We start from the raw sequence: 25993 nt of genomic DNA on the forward strand, positions 1-25993 counted from the left end.
GCTTTCTTCAGCCGCCTGGCGCATCATCGAAACGGTGCGTTGGAGCCGGGGCCCATGGAAGGATCGCAGACCGGATACGGACGGCTTGTCGCGCGGGTCACCATGCCCGCCGCCGTTCTCGTCGGGCTGTCGCTCCTGTGCCTTCTGGTTCTTCTGTGGCTCGTCGCGGGATACCAGACCTCGGTCGCCCAGCAGGAACAGGCCCGTCTCGCCGAGAGCGCCCTCGCCGTCCGGGGCGAGGAGATGGAGAAGGTCGCCACCGACTACGGGGCCTGGGACGAGGCCGTCGAAAAGCTGGTCGACCATCCGGACCGGGCGTGGAGCGACGAGAACATCGGCGCGTCGACACAGGCGACCTACGGCCTCGACATGACCTTCGTGGTGCGGCCCGACGGGACGGCGAGCTACGCCGTGGTGCGGGGCGAGCCCTTCGATCGGCCGGTCTCCGACATCCTGGCGGGCGGCTTCGACACGCTTCTCGCCCACCAGCGCACGCGCGGGTCGGAGGGCGCGACCGCCGGGCTCGTTCTGGCGCAGGGCCAGCCGGCGATCGCGGTGATCGTTCCGATCCGCCCCCAACTCGCCGACGCGACCGACGCGACGCCGAGGCACCAGCTGGTCTTCGTGGACGTGGTCGATCCGACGATGATCGCGAGCGTCGCCCATGTCTACCGCTTGCCCGGCCTCCATCTCGCGCCGGCACCGCAGGGCGAGGCGTCCGTGCCGCTCGTGAGCGCCGACGGACGGCTCGTGGCGGCGCTCGCCTGGGACGGCGCGCGCCCCGGCGACCGTCTGCTCGAACTCGCCGTGCCCGGATGGGCCGCGGTGGCCCTCGCCTTCGGCGCCCTGACCGCGCTTTTCGTCCGCCAGACGCGCTCGGCCGCACGCGCCGTCGCCGAAAGCGAGCGCCGGGCCTCGCACGATGCGCTGACCGGCCTGCCGAACCGCGTCCTCCTGTTCGAGCGCCTCGACCGGGCGTCCCGGCGTCTCGCCGCAGGCGGCGAGGGCTTCGCGGTCGGCTATCTCGACCTCGACGGGTTCAAGGCGGTGAACGACAGCCGGGGCCACGAGGCGGGCGACGAGGTCCTGCGCGAGGTCGCCCGGCGCCTCGAGGCGAGCCTCGGCGCGCGCGACTTCGCGGCGCGGCTGGGCGGCGACGAGTTCGCCGTGATCCTGCCGGGCCTCTCGCACCCGCGCGAGGCGCTCGCCGTCGGTCGACGGATCATCGCGGCGATCGAGCAGCCCATCATGGTCGGCGACGGCGAGCGGGCCTGCATCAGCGCGACGGTCGGGGTGACCTTCGCGCCGGCCGACGGCGCCGACCCCCTCACGCTGCTGCGCAATGCCGACCAGGCGCTCTATCTCGGCAAGCGCCAGGCAAAGGGCGAGGTCCGCTTCCACGCCGAACCGGTCGCCGGACGGCTCACCGCCTGAGGGAATCGAGCGGCCCGCCCCCTTGAAGCGCGGCGAAAGCCTCGCATAGTCGTCACGATCGCCCGTGCCCCGGAGACCCGTCGTGACCGTCACGATCTACCACAATCCCGCCTGCGGAACCTCGCGCAACACGCTGGAGATGATCCGCCGCTCCGGCGAGGACCCGCAGGTGATCGAATATCTGAAGACGCCGCCAAGCCGGGAGGTGCTGGCCGAGCTTCTCGACATGATGGGCCTGCGGCCGCGCGACATCCTGCGGGAGAAGGGCACGCCCTATGCCGAGCTCGGGCTCGGCGACCCGAAGCTGTCGGACGAGGAACTCCTGGCGGCGATGGCGGCGCACCCGATCCTGATCGAGCGGCCGATCGTGGTGACCGGCAAGGGCGCCGCGCTCTGCCGGCCGTCCGAGAAGGTGCTGGACCTCCTCGACCGGCCGGTCGAAACCTTCACCAAGGAGAACGGCGAGGTGGTGGGGGCGACAGCCTCGGGCGCGTGAGACGGCGGACGGACGCAGCCGCCGCTCCGGATCTTCGCCCGGCGCCCGATCCTGCGGCGAAATCAGGGAGCTAGGACTTTCGCGCCAGGTCGAATTCCGCCAAGACGTCTTTCGCAAACCCAAGCAGGCGCGGCCGTCGCGGGCGTTTCGCCGGATACCTTCTTCCCATGACCCTTTCCTCACCCATCGATCCCGCGCGCGATCCTCTCTCCGGCTCGGCGCTCGACGATCCCGAGCGTCTCGCGGCCCTGGACGCCCTGGACATCCTCGACACGCCGCCCGAGGAAGGCTTCAACAGCATCGTCTCGATCGCGAGCGAGGTCTGCGCCACGCCGATCGCGCTGGTCAGCCTCGTGGACAAGGACCGGCAGTGGTTCAAGGCGCGGGTCGGATTCCAGCCGGACCAGACGACGCTCGACCGCTCCGTCTGCGCCCACACGCTGGACCGGCGCGAGGTCCTCGTCATTCCCGACCTGACGCGCGACCCCCGCACCGCGGCCAACCCGCTCGTCACGGGACCCGAGGCGATCCGCTTCTACGCGGGCGCGCCGCTCGTCACCGAGGCGGGCCATTCGCTGGGGGCGCTCTGCGTCATCGACACCGTGCCCCGCCCCGGCGGCCTGACGGAGCAGCAGCGCAACATCCTGCGCCATCTGGCACGGGAGGTCGTGGCGCAGATCGAGATGCGCCGCCTGCTCGCGCAGCGCGACGAGCTGGTGGAGCATCTGCGCGTCGCGCGCGACGATGCGGCCGAGGGCCGCCGGCGCCTTGCCTCCCTCTTCGACAACGCGCCGAGCTTCATGGCCCTTCAGCGCGGGCGGGAGCATGTCTACGAGATGGTCAACGCGGCCTATCGCGAGGCCGTGGGCGGGCGGGACCTCATCGGCCTTGGCGTTCGCGAGGCGCTGCCGGACGCGACCGCGCAGGGCTATACCGACATTCTCGACCGGGTCTACCGGACCGGCGAGGCCTTCTCCATGAAGGCGGCCCCCTTCTCGGCCCGGCCCGACCCTGCCGGGCCGGCGATCGAGCACTTCCTGGACTTCCTCTACCAGCCCTTCGTCGAGGAGGGGCGGGTCACGGGCATCTTCACGATCGGCTACGACGTGACGGAACACGTGCTGCAGGTGCGCCGCCAGGCGGCGCTGGCCGATCTCGGCGAGCGGCTGCGAACGCTCGCAGAGCCCGAGGAGGTGACCCGCGCGGCCGCCGAGATCCTGGCGACGGCCCTCAACGCGACGCGCGCTGGCATCGGCACCGTGGATCCCGAGCGCGAGAGCGTCCTCATGCACCCGAACTGGTGCCGCGAGGGGGCCGTGCCGGTCGAGGGGTCGTTCCGCTTCCGCGACTACGGCTCGTTCATCGACGAGCTGAAGCGCGGCCAGACGGTGATCGTCGAGGACGTGACCACCGACCCGCGCACGAGCGCCAGCGCGCAGGCCATGGCGACGATCGGCATCCGCGTCCTTCTCAACTTCCCGGTGATCGAGCGGGGCCGCTTCGTGCTGGTCGCCTTCGTCCACTTCGCGGAGCTGCGCCCCCTGTCGCCCGAGGACATCCTCTTCGTCCAGCAGGTGGCCGACCGCACCCAGACCGCCCTGTCCCGCATCCAGGCCGAGCAGCAGCAGCGCACGCTCAACCAGGAGCTCGCGCACCGCATGAAGAACTCGCTCGCCATGGTGCAGGCGATCGCCTCGCAGACCCTGCGCCAGGCCACAGGCGTCGAGGCGGCGCGCCATGCGATCGAGAGCCGCCTGGCGGCGCTCACGCGCGCGCAGGACATCCTCACGCGAACCTCCTGGGAGGAGGCCGACGCGGCCGATGTCGTGGAGGCGGCGATCGGCCCCCATCGCGGCGAGGAGGACCGCATCCGGCTCGACGGATCGAGCTTCCGGCTGAGCGCACAGCAGGCGCTCGGCCTGTCGCTCGCGATCCACGAGCTCGCGACCAATGCCGCCAAGTACGGCGCCCTTTCGAACGAGACCGGCCGGGTGTCGGTCTCCTGGGGGGCGCAGGACGGGGCCTTCGCCTTTCGCTGGGTCGAGACGGGCGGGCCGCCGGTGGCAGCACCCGAACGGCGCGGCTTCGGCTCGAAGCTTCTGGAGCGCGTCGTCGCGGCCAACTTCGAGGGTACGGGACGCCTCGACTTCGCCCCGTCGGGCCTGTGCTTCGAGCTGGGGCGCGGCGACGCCTGACTCCTTGGCGCCGACGGCCCGGGAACGGCGCAAGACACGCGTCAGCCAGACCGTTGCCGGGGCGCGAGCGGGCGATAGATGCACGCATCTCGGACGAACGATGGATCGGGGGTGCCTTGTTCTGGACGGATCATCAGCTCTCGCAGCTGCGCTCGGTTCTGGTCGCGCAGGGGCTGCGCTCGGTGCTCGGGGCCAGCGGAACGGACGAGGCCATCGATCTTCTGGGCCAATCGCTGGAAGCCCGCTGGCCGGGCGGCGGCCACGACCTCGACCTGGCGCTCTGCACGACGCGCTGCGCCCGGGTCGTGCGGCGCGACGGCACCGCCGAGATGGCGTCCTGCCTGTCGCGCTTCGGCATTCCCTTCGGCCTCGCCGCCGCGCTGATGAAGGGCTGGTACGTCAGCCTCGACCATGACGGGCTCGGCCTGCGCCTCGCCCCGCTGGAGCCGGGTGCCTCGATGCGCCGCTGGCGCGCCGTCGCCACGCGCCAGCCGCCCGCGGCGGCGAACTCGCAGCCCTTCGCCCTGACGTCCCGCACCGGCTGACGCAGGCGGCGCGCCGGGATCCCATGCCCGAGGCCGAGACGTCGTTCGAGCGCGCCGACCGGATGCGGGCCGAGCTCGCCGCGCCGGTCGACCTCCAGCTCGACCCGCTCGGACGGGCCGCCATGGAGGCGCTCGGTCCGCGCGCGGGCTGGAAGGTGCTGGATGTCGGCTGCGGCACCGGCCGGACCGTGGCGCAGCTGGCGGCGCGGGTCGGAGCGTCGGGCCGCGTCACGGGGATCGACATCGCCCCGCATGTGCTTGCGATCGCGCGCGAGCGCCTGAAGCATCTCTCCCAGGCCGTGCTCGTCCAGGGCGACGCGGCGGTGGTGGATCTACCCCCCCGCCAGCCTCGACGCCGTGTATTCGCGCTTCGGCGTGATGTTCTTCGACGACCCGGTGGCGGCCTTCGGCCACCTGCGGCGTCTGCTGCGCCCGGGCGGCCGGATCGGCTTCGTGTGCTGGCGCGCGGCCGGCGAGAACGAGTTGGACCACGCGCCCGTTCAGGCTGCCGGCCTCGCGTTCGAGAATGCCCCGCATCTCGGCTTCGCCGATCCCGGCACGATACGCGACACGCTGCGGCGGGCGGGTTTCGGCCCGTCCTCGATCGCCCCCTTCGACGTGCCGGTCTCGTGCGGCGGCGTCGAGGAGACGCTGCGCGTCGTGACCCGCGTCGGCGCGCTCGGCCGCATCCTGCGGGACCGCCCGGACCTGCGGCGGGATGCGGAGCCGCGCGTCCGCGCCATGCTGGCCGGGCGCGCCGTGGACGGCGGCGTCAGCCTGCGGGCCGCGACCTGGGTCGTGACGGCCGGCGCCGCCTGAGGGGACGAGGCGCCCGTCACCGCCCGCAGCCGACGAGCGCCTCGCTCACCGCCCAGAGCGCCTTGGCACGTTCGGGATCGACGGCATAGGGCCGCACGCCGTCCCGGATGCCCTCGCCCTGCCGGACGGCGGCGACATGGCAGTCCTCGCAGTAGCGACCACCCACCTCCTCCGCATCCGCCGCCACGGCCGCCCAGACCGAGGTGGCCGCGCCCTGCGGGATCGACTTGAACGCGAAGGCCGGTCCGCCCGTCGCGCGCGCGGCCGCGTCGAGCCGCTCGACGAGCGCCGCCATGGCCTCCGGCGTCAGGTGGCGCCCGAGCTCGGTCTGGATGCCGCCGGGATGCACCGCGCTCGCCCGGATGCCGCTCGCGCGGTGCCGCCGGTCGAACTCCACCGCGAAGAGCGCGTTGGCGGTCTTCGACCGGCCATAGGCGATCCAGGGGTCGTAGGGCGTCCGTTCGAAGTTCGGGTCCTCGAGATCGACATCGGCGAAGCGGTGGCCCGCCGAGGACAGGACGACGACGCGCCCGCCTGCACGCATCAGCGGCACGATCCGGTTCACCAGGACGAAGTGGCCGAGATGGTTCGTGCCGAACTGCGTCTCGAACCCGTCCGCCGTGCGCCCGAGCGGCGGCGCCATGACCCCGGCGTTGCAGATCACCGCGTCCAGGAGGTCGCCTTCGGACAGGAGCCGGCCTGCCGTCTCGCGCACGCCGGCGAGCGAGGCAAGGTCCAGCGCGACGAGGCGGAAGCTGCCGCCGCTGCGGGCGGCGGTCTCGCGCACTGCAGCCGTCGCGCGCTCGGCCTTGCCGAGGTCGCGCGCGGCGCCGAGGACGTCCGCGCCGCGCGCCGCCAGCGCCCGGGCGGTCTCGACCCCGAGCCCCGCCGAGACGCCCGTGACGAGGATCCGCCGCCCCTTGAGATCCAGGCCGGCCAGGACCTCGTCGGCGGTGGAGGTGGCACCGAGGGAATCGTGGGTCATGGGACGGCTCCTGCTGAAACGACGAGGGCGCCGACGTCCGGCCGGCCTCGCTACCGATATGGCGAGGCGACGCCGCCGGCCCGTGCTCGATCGGATCGAACTCTTGCCTATTCCTATCAGCCGTCTTGCGGGACGGCGCCCGATCGCCGATCCTGATGTCATGCAGGAGATACTCGACCGCCTGATCCGTCGCGCCCGGCGCCATGCCGACGCCGTGCGCACGCAGACCGCGCTGCCGCGCGTCGGCCTCGCCCTTCGCACCGAGCCGGGCGCTCCCTCGACCGGCCTCTACGAGCCGATGGTCTGCGTCGTGCTGCAGGGCGCCAAGGAGGCCCTGATCGGGGACACGGTGCTGCGCTACGACGCGGCGACTTCCTTCGTCGCCTCGCTCGACCTCCCCGCCAGCGGGCGGATCGTCGAGGCTTCCCCGCACAGGCCCTATATCGGTGCCGGCCTGACGCTCGACCGCGAGGCGCTGGGAGCGATGCTGGCGGAAGCGCCGTCGCTGCCCCGTTGCGATCCGGTGGCCGGCTTCGGCGTCGCGCCGATCACGCCCGAGCTCCTCGAGGCCCTCGATCTCCTGCTCGCGCTCCTCGACACGCCCGCCGACATCCCCTTTCTCGCCGCCTCGCGCGAGCGCGAGGTGCTTTACCGCCTTCTTCAGGGACCGCACGGCGCCATGCTGCGCCAGATCGGGCGCGAGGACAGCCGCCTGTCGCGCGTGCGCCGGTCCATCGAGTGGATCGCGCGCCACTTCGACCAGCCCCTCCGGGTCGAGGCCCTGGCCGGGATCGCGGGCATGAGCGTTGCCTCGTTCCACCGCCACTTCAAGGCCGCCACCGCGATGAGCCCGCTGCAGTACCAGAAGCGTCTGCGCCTCCAAGCCGCCCGGCGCCTCCTGGTCAGCCGCGGCGAGGCCGGCCGCGCCGCCTACGCGGTGGGCTACGAGAGCGCCTCGCAGTTCAGCCGCGAGTACCGGCGCCTGTTCGGGGTTCCGCCGGCGCGCGACGCCGCCCGGCTGCTGGGAGGCGGTGAACAACCGGGCGCGATCTGAGCGCCCGCCCTCACCCCATCACCAGCGGGGTACGCCCGAGCCATGTGTCGGCCTCGACCTGATCGAGAACGAAGCGCGCGACGTCGTCGCGCGAGATCGAGCCGCCATGGAAGCCCGACAGGTCGTCCAGCGCCCGCACCGCGCCCTGCGCGGGCTTGTTGTTGAGGATGGTGGGGCGCACGAGCACCCAGTCGAGACCGCTCGCCCGCACGATCGCCTCCTGCCGGTTCTTGTCCGCATAGACGTGGCGCAGGAGCAGCGGGAAGATCACGCGATCGAACAGGGGGCCTCCGTGGCCTCGGCTGTCGCCCGCGCCGATGCCCGTGATCGCGACGAGGCGCGGGACGCCGGCCGTCGCCATCGCCTTGACAAGCACCCGCGTCGCTTCCGACAGGAACCGGACCTCCCGGAACGGGCTGGCCGGGGTTCCGAGCGCGCTGATCACGGCGTCCTGCCCTTCCAGCGCGCGGGCAAGCGCCGCCTCGTCGCGCGCATCGCCCACCACGATCCGGGCGCCGGCGAGGCCCGCTCCCTTTTCGGGCGAGCGCACGAGCGCGGCCACCTCGTGGCCTCGCGCCAGCGCTTGCGCGACGATCCGGCGCCCGGTGCCCCCGGTCGCGCCGAGAACGAGGAGCCTGGGCCGCGCGAGGCGGCCCGGCTGCGTCTGGTTGTCCTTCATGTCGGTCACTCCTTTGAACAAAAAAGGGGGCGGCCGCCCCGGTGCGGTTCGACTTGCCGGATTCAGAGACGGCCTTCCGCCAGCAGCGAGCGCGTGCGATCCAGCGTCGAGAGAAGCGCGCTGCGATACCCCCTGTCGCCGTCGAGCATGGCCTGCTCGGCCGCTTCCTCCGGCCCGTTCGGCGTCTTCCCGCGCAGGCCGAGATAGCCGTAGAAACGCAAATGGAGCGCGCCGTCGGCGTCCTCGAACAACTCGTTGACGATCGCGCCCTCGCGCGGGCCGCCGGCCTGGAAGAAGGTGACCTTGCTGTCCGGCTCGAAGGCGATGATCTCGCGCACGTCCGTGCCCGCGATGGTCGCCTCGCGCACGATGTGCGTGCGGCCTTCCTCCACGACCTCGCAGCGCGTGCAGAAGCCCTCGGGCAGGAAGAGCCGCGCGTCGCGCGCCTTCAGGACGAGCCCGGCGAAGGCTTGCGAGCGGGTGAGCGGCAACGCTCCCTGCGGGTTCACCGGAACCGTGGCGGTGGCGTAGATCATGGGTCGTCTCCTTAGGTGGAACGGGGCCGTCCGTCCGGGTCCGCCGGACGCCTTGGAGCCTTGGGGCGGGCGGGGCGCTCGCCGGTTCGGCTGGCTGACGAGCCGAAGATGTGCGATCCATGAGCGGGTCGGTAGACGATATTTCGAGATAGACCGTCCCACGGGTGGAACAGATGGACCTCCTTGCCCTTGCCGACTTCAACCTCGTCGCGCGCCATGGCGGGTTCGGCCGGGCGGCGCGCGCCAGCGGGCGGCCGAAGGCGACACTTTCGCGCCGGATCGGCGAGCTGGAGGCCGCGCTGGGTCTGCGCCTCCTGGAGCGCGGGGCGCGCGCGCTGAAGCTGACCGAGGAGGGACGCGCCTTGTTCGAGCGCACGAGCGTGCTCCTGACCGAGCTCGACGAGGCCGCCTCCGCCGTCGCCTCGGGCGGGCGGCGTCCACGCGGGCGCCTGCGCATCAGCGCGCCGCTTCTCTTCTCGCAGACGGCGATGGGGCCGCTCGCCGCCTCGTTCGCGCTCCGGCACCCGGACGTGCGGCTGGAGGTGACGACCGACGACCGCGCCGTGGACATGGTGGAGGAAGGCTACGACCTCGTGATCCGGGTGGACCCGGCGAGCGATGCGGGCCTCGTCGGCCGCGTCTTCCTGCGGGACCGGCTCGCCGTCGTGGCGGCACCGGACCTCGCGCGGCCCGCGGGCGGCGGCACCGTGCCGGCGGTGCTGCGGGGATCAGCGCCCGCGCCCGCCTCCTGGCGTCTCAAGGGCCGTGGTGATGCGATTGCGATCGACCCGGTTCTGCGCCTGTCCTCGCACGTCATGGTGCGCGACGCGGTGCGCGCGGGCGTCGGTGCCGGGCGGCTGCCGGTCTCGCTGGTGAGCCGCGACGTCGAGGCCGGGCGGCTCGCGCTGTGGGGCGAGGCGGATGAGCCGGAGATCGCGCTCTGGGCGCTTTATCCCTCGCGCCGGCTTCTGAGCGCCAAGGTCTCGGCCTTTCTCGACCATCTGCGGGACGCCTTCCCGCAGGGGCGCCCCGAGGAGCTCGCGGCCTTTGCGGGGGACTGAACCGGGGCGCTAGAGCGCGGCGCGGCGCGGCGCGTCCGCGCCCCGGCGCTCGCAGGTAGCGCTTGCGACGCGCTGCCCGAGCGCGAGGGCCCTGGCGAGCGCCGCCTCGCCCGCGCTCTCGAGGCTTGCGCGCTTGAGAAGACCGCCATCGTGGAGCCCGGCCAGAAGGCCCGCCATGAAGCTGTCGCCGGCGCCGACCGTGTCGACCACGCCGGCCGGAATGGCATCGATCGCCAGCCGGCGCCCGCGCGTATAGCCGACGACGCCGCGCTCGCCGAAGGTCACCGCGACCAGCGCTGCGCCTTGGCCGAGCCAGCGCTCGGCCGCCGCCGCCGGGTCGAGGCCCGGATGAAGCCAGTCGAGGTCGGCCGCGCTGATCTTCACGATGTCGGCGAGCGCGAGAATGCGCGCCATGCGCTCGCGATAGAGCGCCTCGTCCGCGACGAGCGAGGGCCGCACGTTGGGATCGAACGTGACCAGCCGCTTCCCTCGCGCCTCACGTTGCAGGAGCGCCTCGTAGGCGCCGGCTGCCGGCTCGCGGATCAGCGAGATCGAGCCGAAATGAAGGCAGCCGACGCCTTCGAGGGCCGCCTCGTCCGGCAGGCTCGTCCAGGCGCGGTCGGCGGCCTCGGCGTCATAGAAGGCGTAGGCGGGCTCGTCGGCGTCGAGGCTGACGAAGCCGAGCGTCGAGGGCGCCCGGCGCCGCTCCACCCAGCGCGTCGCGACCCCGCTCTCCTCCAGTCCCTCCACCAGCATGTCGCCGAAGAAGTCACGGGAGATGCCGCCGAGAAAGCCGGTCGGCACGTCGAGGCGCCCGAGCGCGCGGGCGACGTTGTAGGGCGAGCCGCCCGGGCAGGGCCGGTAGCCCGAGCCCTCCTCGCGCAAGGCGACCGGCACGAAGTCGATCAACGCTTCGCCGCAGCACAGGATGGTCGAGGTCATGAGGGCGGTTCCGGGGGAGCGAAGGGCGGGATGAGGGGAGCGCGGCGAGCGCTCAGCTCATGACGTTGCCGCCGTCGACATTGTAGCACTGGGCGACGATGTAGCCGGCGTCCGGCCCCGCCAGGAAGGCGGCCATGGCGGCCTGCTCGGCGGGGGTCCCGAAGCGCCCGGCCGGCACGGCGGCGGCGACGCGCCGCTTCACCTCGCCCGGCGCGAGGCCCTCGGCCTCGCCGAGCTTGGCGTCCACCACGTTCCACATCGGCGTGTCGACGACGCCGGGCGCGATGGCGTTGACGTTGATGCCGTGGCGGATGAGGTCGAGCGCGCAGCTCTGGGTGATGCTGATCACGGCGGCCTTGGTGGCGCAATAGGCGACGGACGGACCCTCGCCGCGGCGCCCGGCCTGCGAGGCGAAGTTGACGATGCGCCCGCCCCGGCCCTGCTCCACCATGCGGCGCGCCACGGCCTGCGTCATGAAGATCAGGCCCTCGACGTTCACCGCGAAGACGCGCGCCGTTCGCTCGCGCGTCATCTCGAGGATCGGCTGCACCTCGTAGATGCCGGCGGCGTTGACGAGGATGTCGATCCCGCCCGCCCATGCCACGACGCGCGAAACCGCCGCCTCGATGCTCTCGGGCCGGGTGACGTCGAGGGCCAGGCCGAGGCCGTCCGCGCCGAAGGCTCCCGCGACGCGCTCGCAGGCCGCCGCGTCGAGATCGGCGACCACGACCCGCGCCCCTTCCGCCGCGAAGCGCTCGCACACGGCCCGGCCGATGCCGCTCGCTCCGCCCGTGACGATCGCGACCCGGCCCGCAAGCTTGTCCGTGGCGACGGCGCTCATCGGGCCGCCGCCTCTTCGAAGGCGCGCGAGGCGGCGGCCGTGTCGCCATCCGCGAACAGCCCCTCCGCCACCGCCGTTCCGAAGGTGAACGTGTCGCAGCCGGCGGCGGCGAGCCGTGCCACGTCGTCGGCGCTGCGCAGGCTCGCCACCAGAAGGCGCGTTTCGTCGCCCGCAGTCGCCAGGATCGCGCGCATCTCGTGCATCACCGCCACGCCGTCGCGGCCCGCGTCGTTGATGCGACCGAAATAGGGGGCGACGTAGTCCGCGCCGGCCGCCGCCGCCGTCAGCGCCTGGTGCGAGGCGTAGACCGCCGTGACCGTGGTGCGGATGCCGAGGGCGTGGAGTTCGCACACCGCCCGCATCCCGTTCTCGGTGACCGGCACCTTCACGACGACGCGCGGGTCGATCGCGCCGAGCGCCCGGCCCGTCTGGACGAGGGCCTTGGTCTCGGTGCCCCAGGCCTGCGCCTGCACCTCGTGGACGGGATAACGGAGAACGGTCTCGACGAGGTCGGCCAGGACGGGCAGCGCCGAGCGCAGTCCGGACCGCTCCAGGATCGTCGGGTTCGTGGTGACGCCGTGGAAGAGGCCGGTCGGCAGCCACCGGGCATAGGCCGCGCGGTCCGCCGTATCGAGAAACAGGCGCAGGCCTGTGCGGCTGGAGGGCGCGACGCGATGGGCCATGGAAAACGTCCGTGTAGCGGGAGGGCGCCGCCGGGCGGGCGATGCGTGGTGGTGGACATATGCCTTCTCAAACAGGCATATGTCAATCCGACGCGCTTGGTGCGAAAGGGAGGAATCCATGGCTCGACTGCGCAGACCGCCCGCCGGCCCGATCGCCGAGGACGCCACGCTGCGCCTTCGCGCGGCTTGGCTCTACTACGACCGCAAGATGACGCAGCGCGAGATCGCCGAGGCGCTCGGCGTCGGCCGCACTACGGTCACGCGCCTTCTCGACGAGGCGCTGAAGCGCGCCGAGGTTCAGGTCTGGATCAACGAGGGCGGGCGCGAGCGCACCGACCTCGCGCTGGCCCTGGAACGGGAGTTCGGGCTCGACGAGGCGATCGTGGTGCCCCACGCGCCGGGCGAGGCGGACGCCGCGCGCTCGGTCGGGCTGGCGCTCGGCAAGTTCCTCTCGGAAGGGCTCGTCGACGGCCAGTCGATCGGCGTCGGGTGGGGGCGCACGCTGACGGCGTCGCTGGCAAGCCTCCGGCCCGCCACTCACGCGGGCGCACGCATCGTGTCGCTGTGCGGCGGCGTCATCGAGGCGCCGGAGAACAACCCGACGGACTTCTCCTGGCGCCTCGCCAGCCGCCTCGGCGCGCCGTGCCTTCTGTATCCCGCGCCCCTTCTCGTGGACTCGGCCGAGACGCGCCGGGCGCTGCGCGAGCGCTGCGGTCTCGACCGGGTGGAGCGCATCGCGGGCGCGCTCGACGTCGCCCTGTTCAGCGTCGGCGAGGTGGGGCCTGCCTCCACCGCCCTGTCGCGCGCCGTCATGCCGGCGCAGGTCTACGCCGAGCTCATGGCCGCCGGCGGGACGTGCGACCTCATGTGCAACATCCTCGACGCCGACGGGCGAACGCTCGACCATCCCATCATGGGCTGCGTCATGTCGGTCGACCTCGAGGCGCTGGCCAGGGCGCGCCACGTGGTGATCGCGAGCGGCGGGGCGCGACGCGCGCCCGCGATCCGCGCCGCGATCCGCCGGGTCGGCTGCCACACGCTCGTCACCGACGAGGGCGCGGCCCTGGCGCTGCTCGGGCGGGACTGACGGAACGGCCCCTTCCCCGGAACGCCGCCCCGCCCCAGATCCCGTTACGCGGCCGCCATGGCCGGAAGCCGCAGGGAGGATCGCATGATCGACAGCCGGGACCGCCGACATCTGGAGCGCTGCGTCGATCTTGCGGAGGAAACCCTTTCCGCCGGAAACGAGCCCTTCGGCTCGATCCTCGTGTCGCAAGACGGCGAGACGCTTCTGGAGGCCGTCAACGAAGTGGGCGGGGGCGACCCGACGCGCCATCCCGAATTCGCGATCGCGCGCTGGGCTGCGGAGAACCTTGCACCCGAGCAGCGCGCGAAGGCCGTCGTTTATACGTCCGGCGAGCATTGCCCCATGTGCTCGGCCGCCCATGCCTGGGCGGGGCTCGGCCGCATCGTCTACGCCTCGTCGGCCGCGCAGCTCACCGCCTGGCAGGGGGAGCTCGGCGCCGCCCCCTCGCCCGTCGCGCCCCTGCCGATCCGGGACGTGGCGCCGGGCGTGCCCGTGGACGGGCCGGTGGACGATCTGGCGACGCGCGTGCGCGATCTGCACCGGCGCTCGAACGAGCGGGGATGATGCCGGCGGGGCGCGTCAGCCGAAGCGGCTGAGGTCGCGCGCGGCGGTTTCCAGGATCTCGCCCGAGGCGCGGCGAGCCGCCGCGCCGTCGCGCATACGCAGCGCCTCGACGAGCCGGCCATGCACCTCGACCGTATGGAGATGCGACTCCACCGAGCGGTTGGCGCGGTCGAGCGCCCGCATCAGCGCGGCATCGATCACGCCCGACAGCTGGACGAAGACACGGTTGCCGCTGGCGCGAAGGAGGATGCGGTGGAACTCGGCGTCGGCCGCCGTGAAGGCGTCGTCGTCGCCGGGCTCGGCGTCGCGCATCGCCTCCCAGGCCGCGTGAAGCGCGGCGATCTCATTGAGGCTCGCGCGGGCCGCCGCCAGCTCGGCGGCGAACGGCTCCACCGCGCGCCGCGCCTCGAGGACCGAGGCGAGGAGCTCGGCGTCCACCACCGCATCGCCCATCCAGTCGAGAAGGTCGGCGTCGAGGAGGTTCCACTCGGCGCGCGGCCGCACGAGCGTTCCGGCCCTCGCCCGCGAGCGCACCACGCCCTTCGATTCCAGCGTCTTCAGCGCCTCGCGCACCACGGTGCGGCTGATCGAGAACTCCGCGCACAGGTCCTGCTCGCGAGGCAGGGTCGAGCCTTCCGGGTATTGTCCCTCCACGATCGTGCGGGCGAGCGCGGCCACGAAGTCGCGGCCGACGCGGGGCCGGGACCGGGTCGCGGCGGAGGAGGAGGCGACGGGGGCGAGCGGCATGCGGCAGGATTCCGGTCTCGATCGAACGGTTCTCGCTTATTTCCGCGCATCAGACAACGACAGGAATAAGTCATACATTGCGATTGACTCGTCAGACATGACGGCGCTACCAATCGGGCGGCGCCGAGGGAGAACGGGCGCGCACCATCCGGGAGGCAGGCATGAAGTTCTGGAAGCAGACGATGTTGGCGGGCGCGGCCCTTCTCGTCGCCCTCGGCTCGGCGAGCGCCGCCGACGTGAAGATCGGCTTCGTCGTGAAGCAGCCCGAAGAGCCCTGGTTCCAGGACGAGTGGCGCTTCGCGCAACAGGCCGCCAAGGAGAAGGGCTTCACGCTCGTCGAGATCGGCGCCGAGGACGGCGAGAAGGTCCAGGCCGCGATCGACAATCTCGGCGCGCAGGGCGCCCAGGGCTTCATCATCTGCACGCCCGACGTGAAGCTCGGCCCCGGCATCGTCGCCAAGGCGGCCGCCAACGACCTGAAGGTGATGACGGTCGACGACCGCCTGGTCGACAATTCCGGCCAGCCGCTGGAAGCGGTGCCCCACATGGGCATCTCGGCCACCAAGATCGGCGAAGCCGTCGGTCAGGCGATCGCCGACGAGGCCAAGGCGCGCGGCTGGGACATGGCCAAGGTCGGCGCGATCAAGGTTTCCTACGACCAGCTGCCGACCGCGGTGGACCGCGTGGCGGGGGCGACCTCGGTTCTGGAGAAGAGCGGCCTGCCCGAAGCCAACATCTTCAACGCGCCCCAGGCCAAGACCGACACCGAGGCCGCGCTGAACGCGGCGACGACCGTCGTCAACGCCCATCCCGAGATCCAGCACTGGGTCGCGGTCGGGCTCAACGACGAGGCGGTACTGGGCGCGGTGCGCGCGACGGAGAGCGTCGGCATTCCGGCCGCCAACGTGATCGGGGTCGGCATCGGCGGCGCGGACTCGGCCATCAACGAGTTCAAGAAGCCGAGCGAGACGGGCTTCTTCGGCACCGTGATCATCAGCCCCAAGCGCCACGGCTACGAGACGGCCTCCAACATGTACGAGTGGATCGCCGACGGGAAGGAGCCCGAGAAGCTCATCCTGACCAGCGGCCAGCTCGCCAAGCGCGGCGACTACCAGGCCGTGCGCAAGGACCTCGGCATCGAGTAGCGCCAAGCGATCCCGCGCGGCGGCGGACCTGAGGGCCCGCCGTCCCCCTTCACCCGGGACGGACGGGCCGGATGTCTCTTGAATTCAGCGGACTTTCCAAGTCCTATCCCGGCGTTCGCGCGCTCAAGGGCGTCGGCTTCTCGGTTCCCGCCGGCCATGTCCACGGCCTGATGGGCGAGAACGGCGCGGGCAAGTCGACGCTGATCCGCATCCTGTCGGGCGACACGCGCGCCGACGAGGGGCAGATTCGCATCGAAGGCGTCGAGCAGCGCTTCGGCTCGGCGCGCGATGCCTTCGACGCCGGCGTCGTGGTGGTCCACCAGGAACTCCAGCTCGTTCCCAACCTGTCGGTCGCCGAGAACCTGCGGCTCGGCCGAACGCCCTCGCGCGCCGGCATCGTGCGCTTCCGCGCGCTGTTCGCGGAGGTCGCGCGAACGCTCCGCGAGATCGGCGTCGTGATCGACCCGGCGGCCAAGGTCTCCAGCCTCTCGATCGGCGAGCGGCAGATGGTGGAGATCGCGAAAGCCGTGATGATCGACGCGCGCGTGATCGCGCTGGACGAGCCGACCTCGTCCCTCTCCTCGCGCGAGAGCGAGATCCTGTTCCGCCTGATCGACCGCCTGCGCGCGGCCGGCAAGGTCATCCTCTACGTCTCGCACCGGCTCGACGAGATCTTCCGCCTCTGCGACGGCTGCACGGTCCTGCGCGACGGCGCGCTTGCCGCCCATCACGCGACCATGGAGGGCGTGACGCGCGAGCGACTCGTGTCCGAGATGGTGGGGCGCGAGATCAGCGACATCTGGGGCTGGCGTCCCCGGCCTGCCGGCGAGGTCCGGCTGAGCGTCGAGGGCCTGTCGGGCGAGAAGCTCCCCGAGCCGCAGCGCTTCGAGGCGCGCGCGGGCGAGATCCTCGGCTTCTTCGGTCTGGTCGGTGCGGGGCGCTCGGAACTGATGCGTCTCGTCTACGGCGCGGACCGGGCCTCGGGCGGCACCGTCATCGTCGACGGCGCGCCCCTGCCCCTCTCCGATCCCCGCGCCTCGATCCGCGCCGGGCTCGTTCTGTGCCCCGAGGACCGCAAGGCCGACGGCATCGTGCAGGGGCGCTCGGTGGCCGAGAACATCGCCATCTCGTCGCGCCGCCACCATTCGCCCTTCGGCATCGTCCAGCCCAGGCGCGAGGCCGAAACGGCGGATCGCTTCATCGCGTCCTTGCGCATCCGCACGCCCTCGCGGCGCCAGGACATCGTGAACCTGTCGGGTGGCAACCAGCAGAAGGTGATCCTCGCCCGCTGGCTGTCGGAGCCCGACGTCAAGGTCCTGATCGTCGACGAGCCGACGCGTGGCATCGATGTCGGCGCGAAGTCCGAGATCTACGAGATCCTCTACGCGCTGGCCGAGCGCGGCATCGCGGTGGTGGTGGTGTCGAGCGAGCTGCCCGAGGTGATCGGCATCTGCGACCGCGTCCTCGTCATGTGCGAGCGGCGCATCGCCGCCGAGTTCCGGCGCGGCGCGCTCACCGAGGCGGCGCTGCTGGCCGCCGCCCTGCCCGACCGCGACACGCCCCGCCAAGCCCGGAAGAGCTGACCCATCATGACCACGACGATCAAACGCGTCCTTCTCGGCGAGCAGGGACTGCTCGTCCTCTTCGTCCTCGCCTTCGCGCTCGTGTCGCTGACGGTTCCCAACTTCCTGACCGAGCGTAACGTGCTCGGCCTTCTCCAGTCGGTGGTGACGATCGGCATCGTCGCCTGCACGATGATGTTCTGCCTCGCCTCGCGCGACTTCGACCTCTCGGTCGGCTCGACGGTCGCCTTTTCCGGCATGGTCGCGGTGATGGTCTCGAACGAGACGGGCTCGATCCCGCTCGGACTCGTGGCCGCGCTCGCCGCCGGCGCGCTGGTCGGGCTCGTCAACGGCGTCGTGATCGCCAAGCTCCACATCAACGCGCTGATCACGACGCTCGCCACCATGCAGATCGTGCGCGGCCTCGCGCTGATCGCGTCGGACGGGCGAGCCGTCGGCATCAACGACCCGGCCTTCTACGCGCTGGCGCTGAGCCGCTTCCTCGGCGTGCCGACGCCGGTCTGGATCATGGCGATCCTGTTCGCGGTCTTCGCCTTCGTGCTCAACCGCACGGTGTTCGGCCGCAACACGCTCGCCATCGGCGGCAACCCGGAAGCCTCGCGGCTGGCGGGGGTCGACGTCGACTGGGGCCGCATCGGCATCTTCGCGCTGCAGGGACTCGTCTGCGCGGTGGCGGGCATTCTCCTCGCCTCGCGCATCACCAGCGGCCAGCCCAACGCCGCGACCGGGCTGGAGCTCTCGGTGATCTCGGCCTGCGTGCTGGGCGGCGTATCGCTGGCGGGCGGGCGCGCGACCATGAGCGGCGTCATCGTCGGCGTCCTGATCCTCGGCATCGCCGAGAACGTCATGAACCTCCTCAACATCCAGGCCTTCTACCAGTACGTCGTGCGCGGCCTGATCCTCCTTTTCGCCGTGCTCCTCGACAACCTGCGCTCGCGCGCGCTCGGACGGCGGTAGCCTCGGTGGAAACGCTCGCGCTGCGCGCCGAGGGGCTGGAGGCGCGCCTTTCGCCGCAAGGCGGCCGCGTCCTCTCGCTCGACTGGCACCTCGACGGGCGGGCCGTTCCGCTTCTCCATCCCGACGAGCGGACCGGTCCCGGCACGCGCTCGGCCTTTCCGCTCGTGCCCTTCGGCAACCGCCTTCCCGGCAACAGCTTCCGCTTCGGGGCGCACGAATACACCTTCGCTCCCAACACCGAGGACCCGTCCTACCTTCACGGCGACGGATGGCTCGGCGGCTGGCAGGTCGAGGCGTTCGACGGCGCATCGGCGGAACTCGTCTTCCGGCACGAGGGCTCGCCGTTCCGCTACGAGGCGCGCCAGAGTTTGCGCATCGCGGACGGCGCGTTCCACCTCGCGCTCGGCGTGCGCAACGCGGGCGACCGGCCCCTGCCCTTCGGCCTCGGCTGGCATCCCTTCTTCCCGCGCACGCCGGGCACGCGGCTCGAGATGCGGGCGCGGGGCTTTCGCGAGGAGCGTGCCGGCCATCTGCCGGGCGACGCCGCCCTCTTGCCCTTCGACCTCGACTTCTCCGCCGGGGCGCCCTTGCCCGGGCGCTGGGTCAACAACGGCCTCGAGGACTGGGACGGGCGGGCACGCATTCTGTGGCCCGAACGCTCGGCGGGCCTCCTCGTCGAGGCCGGCCCGCTGTTTGCCCACGCCTTCCTGTTCCTGCCGGACCGGGCCCGCGCGCCGGAGGCCGAGTGGTTCTGCCTGGAGCCCATGAACCACCGCGCCGGCGCCCACCACCACGCCGACGGCGGCGGCCTCGTCGCGCTCTCCCCCGGCGAAAGCCTGTCGGGCGCGATCCGCCTCTCGCCCTTTCCTCTGCCGCCGGGGAGCCCGAGCCGCCCATGAAGATCACCAAGCTCACGACCTACATCGTTCCCCCGCGGTGGCTGTTTCTGAAGATCGAGACCGACGAGGGCATCACCGGCTGGGGCGAGCCCGTGGTGGAAGGGCGCGCGCTCACCACCGAGGCCGCCGTCCACGAGCTGGCCGACTACCTCGTCGGCCGCGACCCGATGCTGATCGAGGACCACTGGAACGTCCTCTACCGCGGCGGCTTCTATCGCGGCGGCGCGATCCACATGAGCGCGCTCGCGGGCATCGATCAGGCGCTCTGGGACATCAAGGGCAAAGCTCTCGGCCAGCCGGTCCACCAGCTGCTGGGCGGCCAGTGCCGCGACCGTATCAAGGTCTATTCCTGGGTCGGCGGCGACCGGCCGGCGGATGTCGCGCAGAACGCCCGCGAGGCGGTGGCGCGCGGCTTCAAGGCGCTGAAGATGAACGGCTGCGAGGAGCTCCAGATCGTCGACACGTTCGACAAGGTGGAGCGCGCGGTCGCCGCCGTCGCGGCCGTGCGCGAGGCGGTCGGCCCCCATGTCGGCATCGGCGCGGACTTCCACGGCCGCGTCCACAAGCCGATGGCCAAGGTGCTGGCGCGCGAGCTCGAGCCCTACAAGCTGATGTTCATCGAGGAGCCGGTGCTCTCGGAGAACCGCGAGGCGCTGGCCGAGATCACCAAGCACTGCTCGGTGCCCATCGCGCTCGGCGAGCGGCTCTACTCGCGCTGGGACTTCAAGGGCGTGCTGCAGGATGGTTACGTCGACATCATCCAGCCCGATCTCAGCCATGCCGGCGGCATCACCGAGTGCCGCAAGATCGCGGCCATGGCCGAGGCCTACGACGTCGCGCTCGCGCCCCATTGCCCGCTCGGGCCCATCGCGCTCGCCGCCTGCCTTCAGATCGACGCCGTCAGCTACAACGCCTTCATCCAGGAGCAGAGCCTCGGCATCCACTACAACGAAGGCAACGATTTGCTCGACTACGTGTCGAACCCGGAGGTCTTCGCCTACGAGGACGGGTTCGTGGCGATCCCGCAAGGGCCCGGGCTCGGCGTCGAGGTGAACGAGGAGTACGTGGTGCGGCGCGCGAGCGAGGGGCACCGCTGGCGCAATCCCGTCTGGCGCCATGCCGACGGGTCGTTCGCGGAGTGGTGAGCGACATGGCGGGACGTCTTTCGGGCAAGCGCATCATGGTGACCGGTGCCGCGCAGGGGATCGGCGCGGCGATGGCAGAGGCCTTCGCGCGCGAGGGCGCGGCGCTCCTCCTCGTCGACCGCGACGAGGCGCTTCTCGCCGAGACCGCCGCCGGGCTGCGGGCCGCCGGCGCCTCGCTCATCGCCGTTGCGGCCGACATCACGGACGCGGAGGCGATCGGCCGTGCCGTGGACGAGGCGCGCGCGGCGATCGGCCCCGTCAACGCGCTCGTCAACAATGCCGGCATCAACGTCTTCGCCGAGCCGCTCGCCGCAACCGACGCCGAGTGGGACCGCTGTTTCGCGGTCAACCTCAAGGGCGCCTGGAACTGCTGCCGCGCCGTGCTGCCGGGCTTGATCGAGGCGGGCGGCGGCGCGATCCTCAACATCGCCTCGACCCACGCCTTCACGATCATCCCGCATACCTTCCCCTACCCGCTCGCCAAGCACGCGCTTCTGGGAATGACGAAGTCGCTCGGCCTCGAATACGCGGGGCATGGCGTACGCGTGAATGCGCTCGCTCCCGGCTATGTCGCGACGCAGAAGGTGCTCGACTACTGGGCGTCGTTTCCCGACCCCGAGGCGGCGCGGGCCGAGACGCTCGCGCTGCACCCGGGTGGTCGCATCGCGAGCCCGCAGGAGATCGCGCTCGCCGCCGTGTTCATGATCTCCGACGAGTGCCCGTTCATGAACGCCACCTGCCTCACCGTCGACGGCGGCCTCAGCGTCCTGCAGCACCCGGCGTGACGCCGTCGCCTTCCCGAGAGGAAGGCCGCCTTAAGACTTCGCTCGATACAATGTGTCCCGATCTTTCGGTAGAGCCGCCGGTCGGGACGACACCATGAAACTCAGCATGAAGCTTATCGCCTGCGTCGGGGCAGGCCTTGCGGTGACGCTGCTCCCGGGCGCGGCCTATCTGGCGAGCACCACGCGCGAGAACGCGGTGGCGAGCGCGCAGCGCACGATCCTCGGCGAGGCCACCAGCGCCGCCCACGTGGTGGAAACCGAACTCTACCAGTATGCGGGCGGCCTCGGCTCGGCCTCGACGCTTCTGGGCGAGCGGCTCGAGAGCGGCCAGCTCGACCGCCCCGGCCTGTTCGTCGCCTTGAAGCGCAACCTCGAAGCGTTCCCGACGGCGTTCGGCAGCTGGTTCATCGAAAGCCCCAAGGCCTTCGACGGACGCCAGGACGAGGTGCGCGACAACAAGGAGCTGGGCGCCAACGCCAACGGCATCCTCGCTGCCTACTGGACGCGCGACGACGCCACCAAGGTCAGCTTCTCGACCTTCAAGGACGACTACAAGGCCGACTGGTGGACGGCCTCCGCGAACTCCGGCAAGCTCGCCATCTCCTCGCCCTATGTGGAAGGCTCCACCGGGCGCGGCGTCATGATCTCGTCGCTCTCCATGCCGCTTTCCTCCGCTGGAAAGATGATCGGCCTCATCGGGCTCGACGTCGACCTCGGCGGCCTGTCCACGCGCCTTCTCGCCCTGAAGCCCTTCGGCGTCGGCTCGGTCACCCTCCTGTCGGGCAAGGGCGACTGGATCAGCAACCCGGACGCGGGCCTTCGCGCCAAGCCCTACGGCGACGGCGCCGGCAGCGCGGAGCTGCGGGCCGCCATCCAGAGCCGGACCGCCACCACGGCGGAAGGGCTCGTCGCCACGGACGGGACGGTCTTCCAGCGGCTGTTCCTGCCCTTCGACATGCCGGCGCTGAGCGCGGGCTGGATCATGGTCGTGGACGTGCCGCAGGCGGCGATCATCGGCCCGGCGGACCGGCAGGCCCTCACCATGTTCGCCGGCGTCGCCGCGTGCCTCGTCGTGGTGGTCGCGCTGCTTGCCTTCTTCAGCCGGCGCATGATCGCGCGCCCCTTGCGCCATGCGGTGGAGGCGGCCAACGCGATCAGCACGGGCGACCTGTCGCTCAAGATCGCGGCCAAGGGCAGCGACGAGGTGTCCGAGCTCCAGCGCGCCATGGCGTCGATGACCGCCAAGCTGCGGGAGATTGTGTCCGACGTCGCAGCCTCGGCCGATCTCGTGGCCTCGGGCTCCTCGCAGTCGGCGGCGACCGCCGAGCGCCTGTCGTCCGGCTCCACCGAGCAGGCGGCGGCCTCGGAAGAAGCCTCGGCGGCCGTCGAGCAGATGACCGCCAACGTTCGCCAGACCTCGGAGAACGCGACGCAGACGGAGCGGATCGCGGGCGCGGCCTCGCTGAACGCCGAGCGCTCGGGCGAGGCAGTCGCCAAGTCCGTGGAGGCCATGCGCACGATCGCCGACAAGATCACGATCGTGCAGGAGATCGCGCGCCAGACTGACCTCCTCGCGCTGAACGCCGCGATCGAGGCGGCGCGCGCGGGCTCCCACGGCAAGGGCTTCGCGGTCGTGGCCTCGGAGGTGCGCAAGCTCGCCGAGCGCAGCCAGGAGGCGGCGAGCGAGATCGGCACCCTGTCCTCGAACACGCTGCATGTGGCCGAGGAGGCCGGCGCCCTTCTCCAGCAGCTCGTGCCCGACATCCGCCGCACCTCGGAGCTGGTGGCCGAGATCTCGGCGGCCTGCCGCGAGCAGTCGGTCGGCGCCGAGCAGATCAACCAGGCGATCCAGCAGCTCGACCAGGTGACGCAGGCCAATGCGGGCGCGGCGACGCAGATGTCGGCCACCGCCACCCAGCTCTCCGCCGAGGCCGCGCGCCTCACCGAGCGCGCCGGCTTCTTCCGGATCGGCGCCGCGACCCTGGCACGGCCCGCCCAGCCACCCGCCGAGCGGCGCGAGTCCGTGCGTGTCCTGCAGGAAAAGGTCGCAGCCTTCGGCGAGCGGCACCGTCCCGCGGCGCGCCCGCCGGTCGCAGCCTTGGCCGGGCCGGACAAGGGGATGGCGCTGGACCTCGACGGCGACGGCGGCTTCGAGCGCATGAGCGCCTGAGCACCCGCGCGGGCAGGCGGGCGACCTTAGCCCTGCCCATCCCGCTCGCGCAGGAGACCCGAGGCCATCAGGCGAAACGCCGCGTCGGCCCGCGGCAGCACCGCCTCCGGGGCGTCGCTCGCCGCGACCCAGAGCGCGGCGTTGAGCGCGGCGCCGTTCAGGAGGCGCGCGGCCGCCTCGACATCGACGGGGCGCAGGATCCCGTCCCGCAGGAGCTGCGCCACGGCCTGGCGCGTCAGATCCAGGCAACCGTTCTGGCTCGGCCATTGCGAGGGGTCCCCGAGGAACGCCGGTCCGTCCAGAAGGACGATGCGCCGGACCTCCGGGTCGAGCGCCATGCCGATATAGGCCGACCCTTCCGCCAGCAGAGCGTCCCAGGCGCTGGGCGCCGATGCCGCCGCCTCGCGGGCGCGCGCCGCCATCTCGCCGTCGATCTCGGCCACGACGGCGGCGAGCAGACCGCGCTTGTCGCCGAAGCTGTGATAGAGCGCGCCGCGCGTCAGCCCTGCCTCGGCGGTCAGCTCGTCCATCGAGGCGGCGGCGAAGCCCGTCGCCGCGAAGGCCCGTCGCGCGGCGGCCAGAAGCCTCGCCCGGTTTTCCCCCATCGTTTCGGCTCGGCGGCTAGGTGCCATATCGACTCTCGGTTGGCATACGCCCCGTATGCGAATTGACATACGTTTCGTATGCGAATATCTCACATACGCCTCGTATATCACTTCGCGAGATCATTCGAAACCGAAGCCGTTTCGGTTCGGCGCGCCACGATGCGCGAACCGACGGCCGAGCGGAGACACGACATGACAAAGCGCGACGCCATCTTCCCCGAAGGCCGCCATGCGCTCTACGAGAAGCACGGCTATTCCGCCGCGATCCGGTCCGGCGATCTCCTGTTCGTGTCCGGCCAGGTCGGCAGCGGGCTCGACGGCGAGCCGGTGCAGGGCTTCGAGGCCCAGGTCGAGCAGGCGTTCCGCAACCTTGCGGCGGTGCTCGCCGCCGCGGGCTGCGGCTTCGACGACGTGATCGACGTCTCGACGTTCCACACCGACCCGCAGGCACAGCTCCCGGCCGTGATGGCAGCCAAGAGCAAGGCCTTTCCCGACGCTCCCTACCCGACCTGGACGGCGGTCGGGGTCACCTGGCTCGCGGGCTTCGACTTCGAGATCAAGGTCGTCGCGCGAATTCCCACAGGAGCCTGAGCCGGCCCCTTGCGGGCGGTCTTGACCCGGCCGCTCGCCCGGGTCCATCGATAGCCGGTCGCGTCCGGGGGAGAGGTTCGCGGGGGCCGGATCCGAGACGCTTGTCGGCGCCTCTTCGGCACTTCCGTTCCGGACGCGAGCGGTCGGAGGGCATGGCATGAAGGTCGTAGTTCTGGGCGCCGGCGTGATCGGCGTCACGTCGGCCTGGTATCTGGCGCGCGCGGGGCACGAGGTCGTGGTCCTCGACCGGCAGGAGGGGCCGGCGCTGGAGACGAGCTTCGCCAATGCGGGCGAGGTCTCGTTCGGCTACTGCAGCCCCTGGGCCGCGCCGGGCATCCCGCGCAAGGCGATCAAGTGGCTGATGATGGAGCATGCGCCGCTGGTCCTGCGGCCCAAGCTCGACGCGGCGATGCTGCGCTGGATGGCGCAGATGCTCGCCAACTGCACCTCCTCGGCCTATGCGCGCAACAAGAGCCGCATGCTGCGCCTGTCGGACTACAGCCGCCTGTGCCTCGCCGAGCTGCGGCGCGACACCAACATCGTCTACGACCAGCGCATGAAGGGCACGCTCCAGCTCTTCCGCACGCAGGCGCAGCTCGACGCCTCGCTCAAGGACCAGAAGGCACTGGAAGCGGACGGCATCCCATTCGCCGTCCTCGACCGCGACGGCTGCATCCGCGCCGAGCCGGCGCTGGCATACACGAGCGCGGAGTTCGTGGGCGGCCTCCAGACCCCGCAGGACGAGACCGGCGACTGCTTCAAGTTCACCAACGCGCTGGCCGAGATGGCCGAGAACCGGGGCGTCGCCTTCCGATGGGGGGTCGGCGTGCGCCGCATCCTCAGCGACGGCGGTCGCGCGAGCGGCGTCGAGACGGATACGGGCACGGTGAAGGCCGACGCGGTGGTGGTGGCGCTCGGCTCCCATTCGCCGGGGCTGGTCGCCGAGCACGGCGTCCGCCTGCCGGTCTATCCGGTGAAGGGCTACTCGCTGACGATCCCGATCGTGGACGCGTCGCGCGCGCCCGAATCGACCGTCATGGACGAGACCTACAAGATCGCCATCACGCGCCTCGGCGACCGCATCCGCGTCGGCGGCATGGCGGAGATCTCGGGCTTCACCAACGACCGGCCCGAGCGACGGCGTCGCACGCTGGAGCACTCGGTCGGCGATCTGTTTCCGGGCGGCGACCTGTCCCGCGCGGCGTTCTGGTCGGGCCTTCGCCCGATGACGCCGGACGGGACCCCGGTGATCGGCCCGACCAAGCTGCCGGGCCTCTTCCTCAACACCGGCCACGGCACGCTCGGCTGGACCATGAGCTGCGGCTCGGGACAGCTTCTCGCCGACCTCGTCTCGGCGCATGCGCCCGCCATCGACGCGCGCGATCTCGGCATGGCGCGCTACGGTCGCTGAGGTCGGGGCCGCGACGCGCGTCGCGGCCCCGACC

The 25993-nt window shown here is 71.8% G+C and carries 26 protein-coding genes and 1 pseudogene; 19 read left to right on the forward strand and 8 right to left on the reverse strand.

The genetic code is table 11. The features are described 5' to 3' along the window. Nucleotides 1–54: 54 nt before the first annotated feature. The 6 genes and pseudogenes from AUL35_RS07070 to AUL35_RS22545 all read left to right on the forward strand — a co-directional run bounded on the left by AUL35_RS07070 (nt 55) and on the right by AUL35_RS22545 (nt 5489). The gene (locus AUL35_RS07070) at nt 55–1434 is read left to right on the forward strand and encodes a diguanylate cyclase domain-containing protein (protein ID WP_062013459.1); all 1380 of its coding nucleotides are present in this window, start codon (nt 55–57) and stop codon (nt 1432–1434) included. 82 nt (nt 1435–1516) lie between these two features. Then, the gene (gene arsC / locus AUL35_RS07075; protein ID WP_062013461.1) at nt 1517–1930 is read left to right on the forward strand and encodes an arsenate reductase (glutaredoxin); all 414 of its coding nucleotides are present in this window, start codon (nt 1517–1519) and stop codon (nt 1928–1930) included. A 167-nt stretch (nt 1931–2097) separates the two neighbouring features. After that, nucleotides 2098–4125, forward strand: coding sequence for a GAF domain-containing protein (locus AUL35_RS07080; protein ID WP_062013463.1), 2028 nt, complete (start codon nt 2098–2100; stop codon nt 4123–4125). A 116-nt stretch (nt 4126–4241) separates the two neighbouring features. Further along, on the forward strand, nt 4242–4670 hold the full coding sequence (locus AUL35_RS07085; protein ID WP_062013464.1) for a hypothetical protein: 429 nt from the start codon (nt 4242–4244) through the stop codon (nt 4668–4670). Nucleotides 4671–4792: 122 nt separating this feature from the next. After that, nucleotides 4793–4996: pseudogene (locus AUL35_RS23175) on the forward strand (methyltransferase domain-containing protein); the annotation flags it as partial. A gap of 4 nt (nt 4997–5000) precedes the next feature. Next, nucleotides 5001–5489, forward strand: coding sequence for a class I SAM-dependent methyltransferase (locus AUL35_RS22545; protein ID WP_280137329.1), 489 nt, complete (start codon nt 5001–5003; stop codon nt 5487–5489). Between the two features lie 16 nt (nt 5490–5505). On the opposite strand, the gene AUL35_RS07095 is transcribed toward AUL35_RS22545, so the two are convergent. After that, on the reverse strand, nt 5506–6474 hold the full coding sequence (locus AUL35_RS07095) for an SDR family NAD(P)-dependent oxidoreductase (protein WP_062013466.1): 969 nt from the start codon (nt 6472–6474) through the stop codon (nt 5506–5508). A 160-nt stretch (nt 6475–6634) separates the two neighbouring features. On the opposite strand from AUL35_RS07095, the gene AUL35_RS07100 reads away from it, so the two are divergent. Then, a complete protein-coding gene (locus AUL35_RS07100) occupies nt 6635–7528 on the forward strand; it encodes an AraC family transcriptional regulator (RefSeq protein ID WP_062013467.1) in 894 nt (297 codons plus the stop codon). A gap of 10 nt (nt 7529–7538) precedes the next feature. Here the strand turns inward: AUL35_RS07100 and AUL35_RS07105 are convergent, their stop codons facing one another. Further along, complete coding sequence (locus AUL35_RS07105) at nt 7539–8207, reverse strand: NAD(P)-dependent oxidoreductase (protein ID WP_062013468.1); 669 nt, start codon at nt 8205–8207, stop codon at nt 7539–7541. Nucleotides 8208–8269: 62 nt separating this feature from the next. After that, a complete protein-coding gene (locus AUL35_RS07110; protein WP_062013469.1) occupies nt 8270–8743 on the reverse strand; it encodes an AtaL-like protein in 474 nt (157 codons plus the stop codon). A 173-nt stretch (nt 8744–8916) separates the two neighbouring features. Between AUL35_RS07110 and AUL35_RS07115 the strand changes: the two genes are divergently transcribed. Further along, on the forward strand, nt 8917–9804 hold the full coding sequence (locus AUL35_RS07115) for a LysR family transcriptional regulator (protein ID WP_062013471.1): 888 nt from the start codon (nt 8917–8919) through the stop codon (nt 9802–9804). A 9-nt stretch (nt 9805–9813) separates the two neighbouring features. On the opposite strand, the gene AUL35_RS07120 is transcribed toward AUL35_RS07115, so the two are convergent. The 3 genes from AUL35_RS07120 to AUL35_RS07130 are packed head-to-tail and all read right to left on the reverse strand — an operon-like array spanning nt 9814 to nt 12270. After that, a complete protein-coding gene (locus AUL35_RS07120; RefSeq protein ID WP_062013473.1) occupies nt 9814–10746 on the reverse strand; it encodes a carbohydrate kinase in 933 nt (310 codons plus the stop codon). A gap of 52 nt (nt 10747–10798) precedes the next feature. After that, entirely contained in the window at nt 10799–11587 is a 789-nt protein-coding gene (locus AUL35_RS07125) for an L-iditol 2-dehydrogenase (protein WP_062013476.1), read from the reverse strand. Next, nucleotides 11584–12270: a transaldolase family protein gene (locus AUL35_RS07130; protein WP_062013478.1), complete on the reverse strand. Its 687-nt coding sequence runs from the start codon at nt 12268–12270 to the stop codon at nt 11584–11586. The genes AUL35_RS07125 and AUL35_RS07130 overlap by 4 nt, the downstream gene beginning before the upstream one ends. Nucleotides 12271–12388: 118 nt before the next feature. Here AUL35_RS07130 and AUL35_RS07135 point away from each other — a divergent pair, with 118 nt between their 5' ends. Together AUL35_RS07135 and AUL35_RS07140 are read left to right on the forward strand one after the other, a co-directional pair. After that, the gene (locus AUL35_RS07135) at nt 12389–13357 is read left to right on the forward strand and encodes a sugar-binding transcriptional regulator (protein ID WP_062013480.1); all 969 of its coding nucleotides are present in this window, start codon (nt 12389–12391) and stop codon (nt 13355–13357) included. Nucleotides 13358–13441: 84 nt separating this feature from the next. Then, complete coding sequence (locus AUL35_RS07140) at nt 13442–13921, forward strand: nucleoside deaminase (RefSeq protein ID WP_062013482.1); 480 nt, start codon at nt 13442–13444, stop codon at nt 13919–13921. A 15-nt stretch (nt 13922–13936) separates the two neighbouring features. Here AUL35_RS07140 and AUL35_RS07145 read toward each other — a convergent pair whose 3' ends face one another. Next, a complete protein-coding gene (locus AUL35_RS07145; protein ID WP_062013484.1) occupies nt 13937–14668 on the reverse strand; it encodes a FadR/GntR family transcriptional regulator in 732 nt (243 codons plus the stop codon). Between the two features lie 161 nt (nt 14669–14829). Here AUL35_RS07145 and AUL35_RS07150 point away from each other — a divergent pair, with 161 nt between their 5' ends. From AUL35_RS07150 to AUL35_RS07180, 7 genes are all read left to right on the forward strand, one after another. Next, the gene (locus AUL35_RS07150; protein ID WP_062013486.1) at nt 14830–15813 is read left to right on the forward strand and encodes an arabinose ABC transporter substrate-binding protein; all 984 of its coding nucleotides are present in this window, start codon (nt 14830–14832) and stop codon (nt 15811–15813) included. Nucleotides 15814–15884: 71 nt separating this feature from the next. Then, nucleotides 15885–17396, forward strand: a complete 1512-nt coding sequence (araG, locus tag AUL35_RS07155; protein ID WP_062013488.1) for an L-arabinose ABC transporter ATP-binding protein AraG — start codon at nt 15885–15887, stop codon at nt 17394–17396. Nucleotides 17397–17402: 6 nt separating this feature from the next. Then, entirely contained in the window at nt 17403–18353 is a 951-nt protein-coding gene (gene araH / locus AUL35_RS07160; RefSeq protein WP_062013490.1) for an L-arabinose ABC transporter permease AraH, read from the forward strand. A 5-nt stretch (nt 18354–18358) separates the two neighbouring features. Then, complete coding sequence (locus AUL35_RS07165) at nt 18359–19252, forward strand: aldose 1-epimerase (RefSeq protein WP_062013491.1); 894 nt, start codon at nt 18359–18361, stop codon at nt 19250–19252. Further along, complete coding sequence (gene dgoD, locus AUL35_RS07170; protein ID WP_062013493.1) at nt 19249–20397, forward strand: galactonate dehydratase; 1149 nt, start codon at nt 19249–19251, stop codon at nt 20395–20397. Before AUL35_RS07165 ends, dgoD begins: the two co-directional genes overlap by 4 nt. Before the next feature lie 5 nt (nt 20398–20402). Continuing rightward, nucleotides 20403–21182 carry an SDR family oxidoreductase gene (locus AUL35_RS07175; RefSeq protein WP_062013495.1) on the forward strand — a complete coding sequence of 260 codons (780 nt, stop codon included), beginning with the start codon at nt 20403–20405 and terminating at the stop codon, nt 21180–21182. Nucleotides 21183–21276: 94 nt separating this feature from the next. Next, entirely contained in the window at nt 21277–23352 is a 2076-nt protein-coding gene (locus AUL35_RS07180) for a methyl-accepting chemotaxis protein (protein ID WP_244493689.1), read from the forward strand. A gap of 26 nt (nt 23353–23378) precedes the next feature. Here the strand turns inward: AUL35_RS07180 and AUL35_RS07185 are convergent, their stop codons facing one another. Further along, nucleotides 23379–23957, reverse strand: a complete 579-nt coding sequence (locus tag AUL35_RS07185; RefSeq protein ID WP_062013499.1) for a TetR/AcrR family transcriptional regulator — start codon at nt 23955–23957, stop codon at nt 23379–23381. Between the two features lie 192 nt (nt 23958–24149). Between AUL35_RS07185 and AUL35_RS07190 the strand changes: the two genes are divergently transcribed. After that, entirely contained in the window at nt 24150–24548 is a 399-nt protein-coding gene (locus AUL35_RS07190) for a RidA family protein (protein ID WP_062013501.1), read from the forward strand. Nucleotides 24549–24705: 157 nt separating this feature from the next. Continuing rightward, nucleotides 24706–25959, forward strand: a complete 1254-nt coding sequence (locus AUL35_RS07195) for a D-amino acid dehydrogenase (RefSeq protein WP_062013503.1) — start codon at nt 24706–24708, stop codon at nt 25957–25959. The last annotated feature ends 34 nt before the right edge of the window (nt 25960–25993 follow it).

It is taken from the genome of Aureimonas sp. AU4, assembly GCF_001463765.1.
Lineage (GTDB): Bacteria > Pseudomonadota > Alphaproteobacteria > Rhizobiales > Rhizobiaceae > Aureimonas.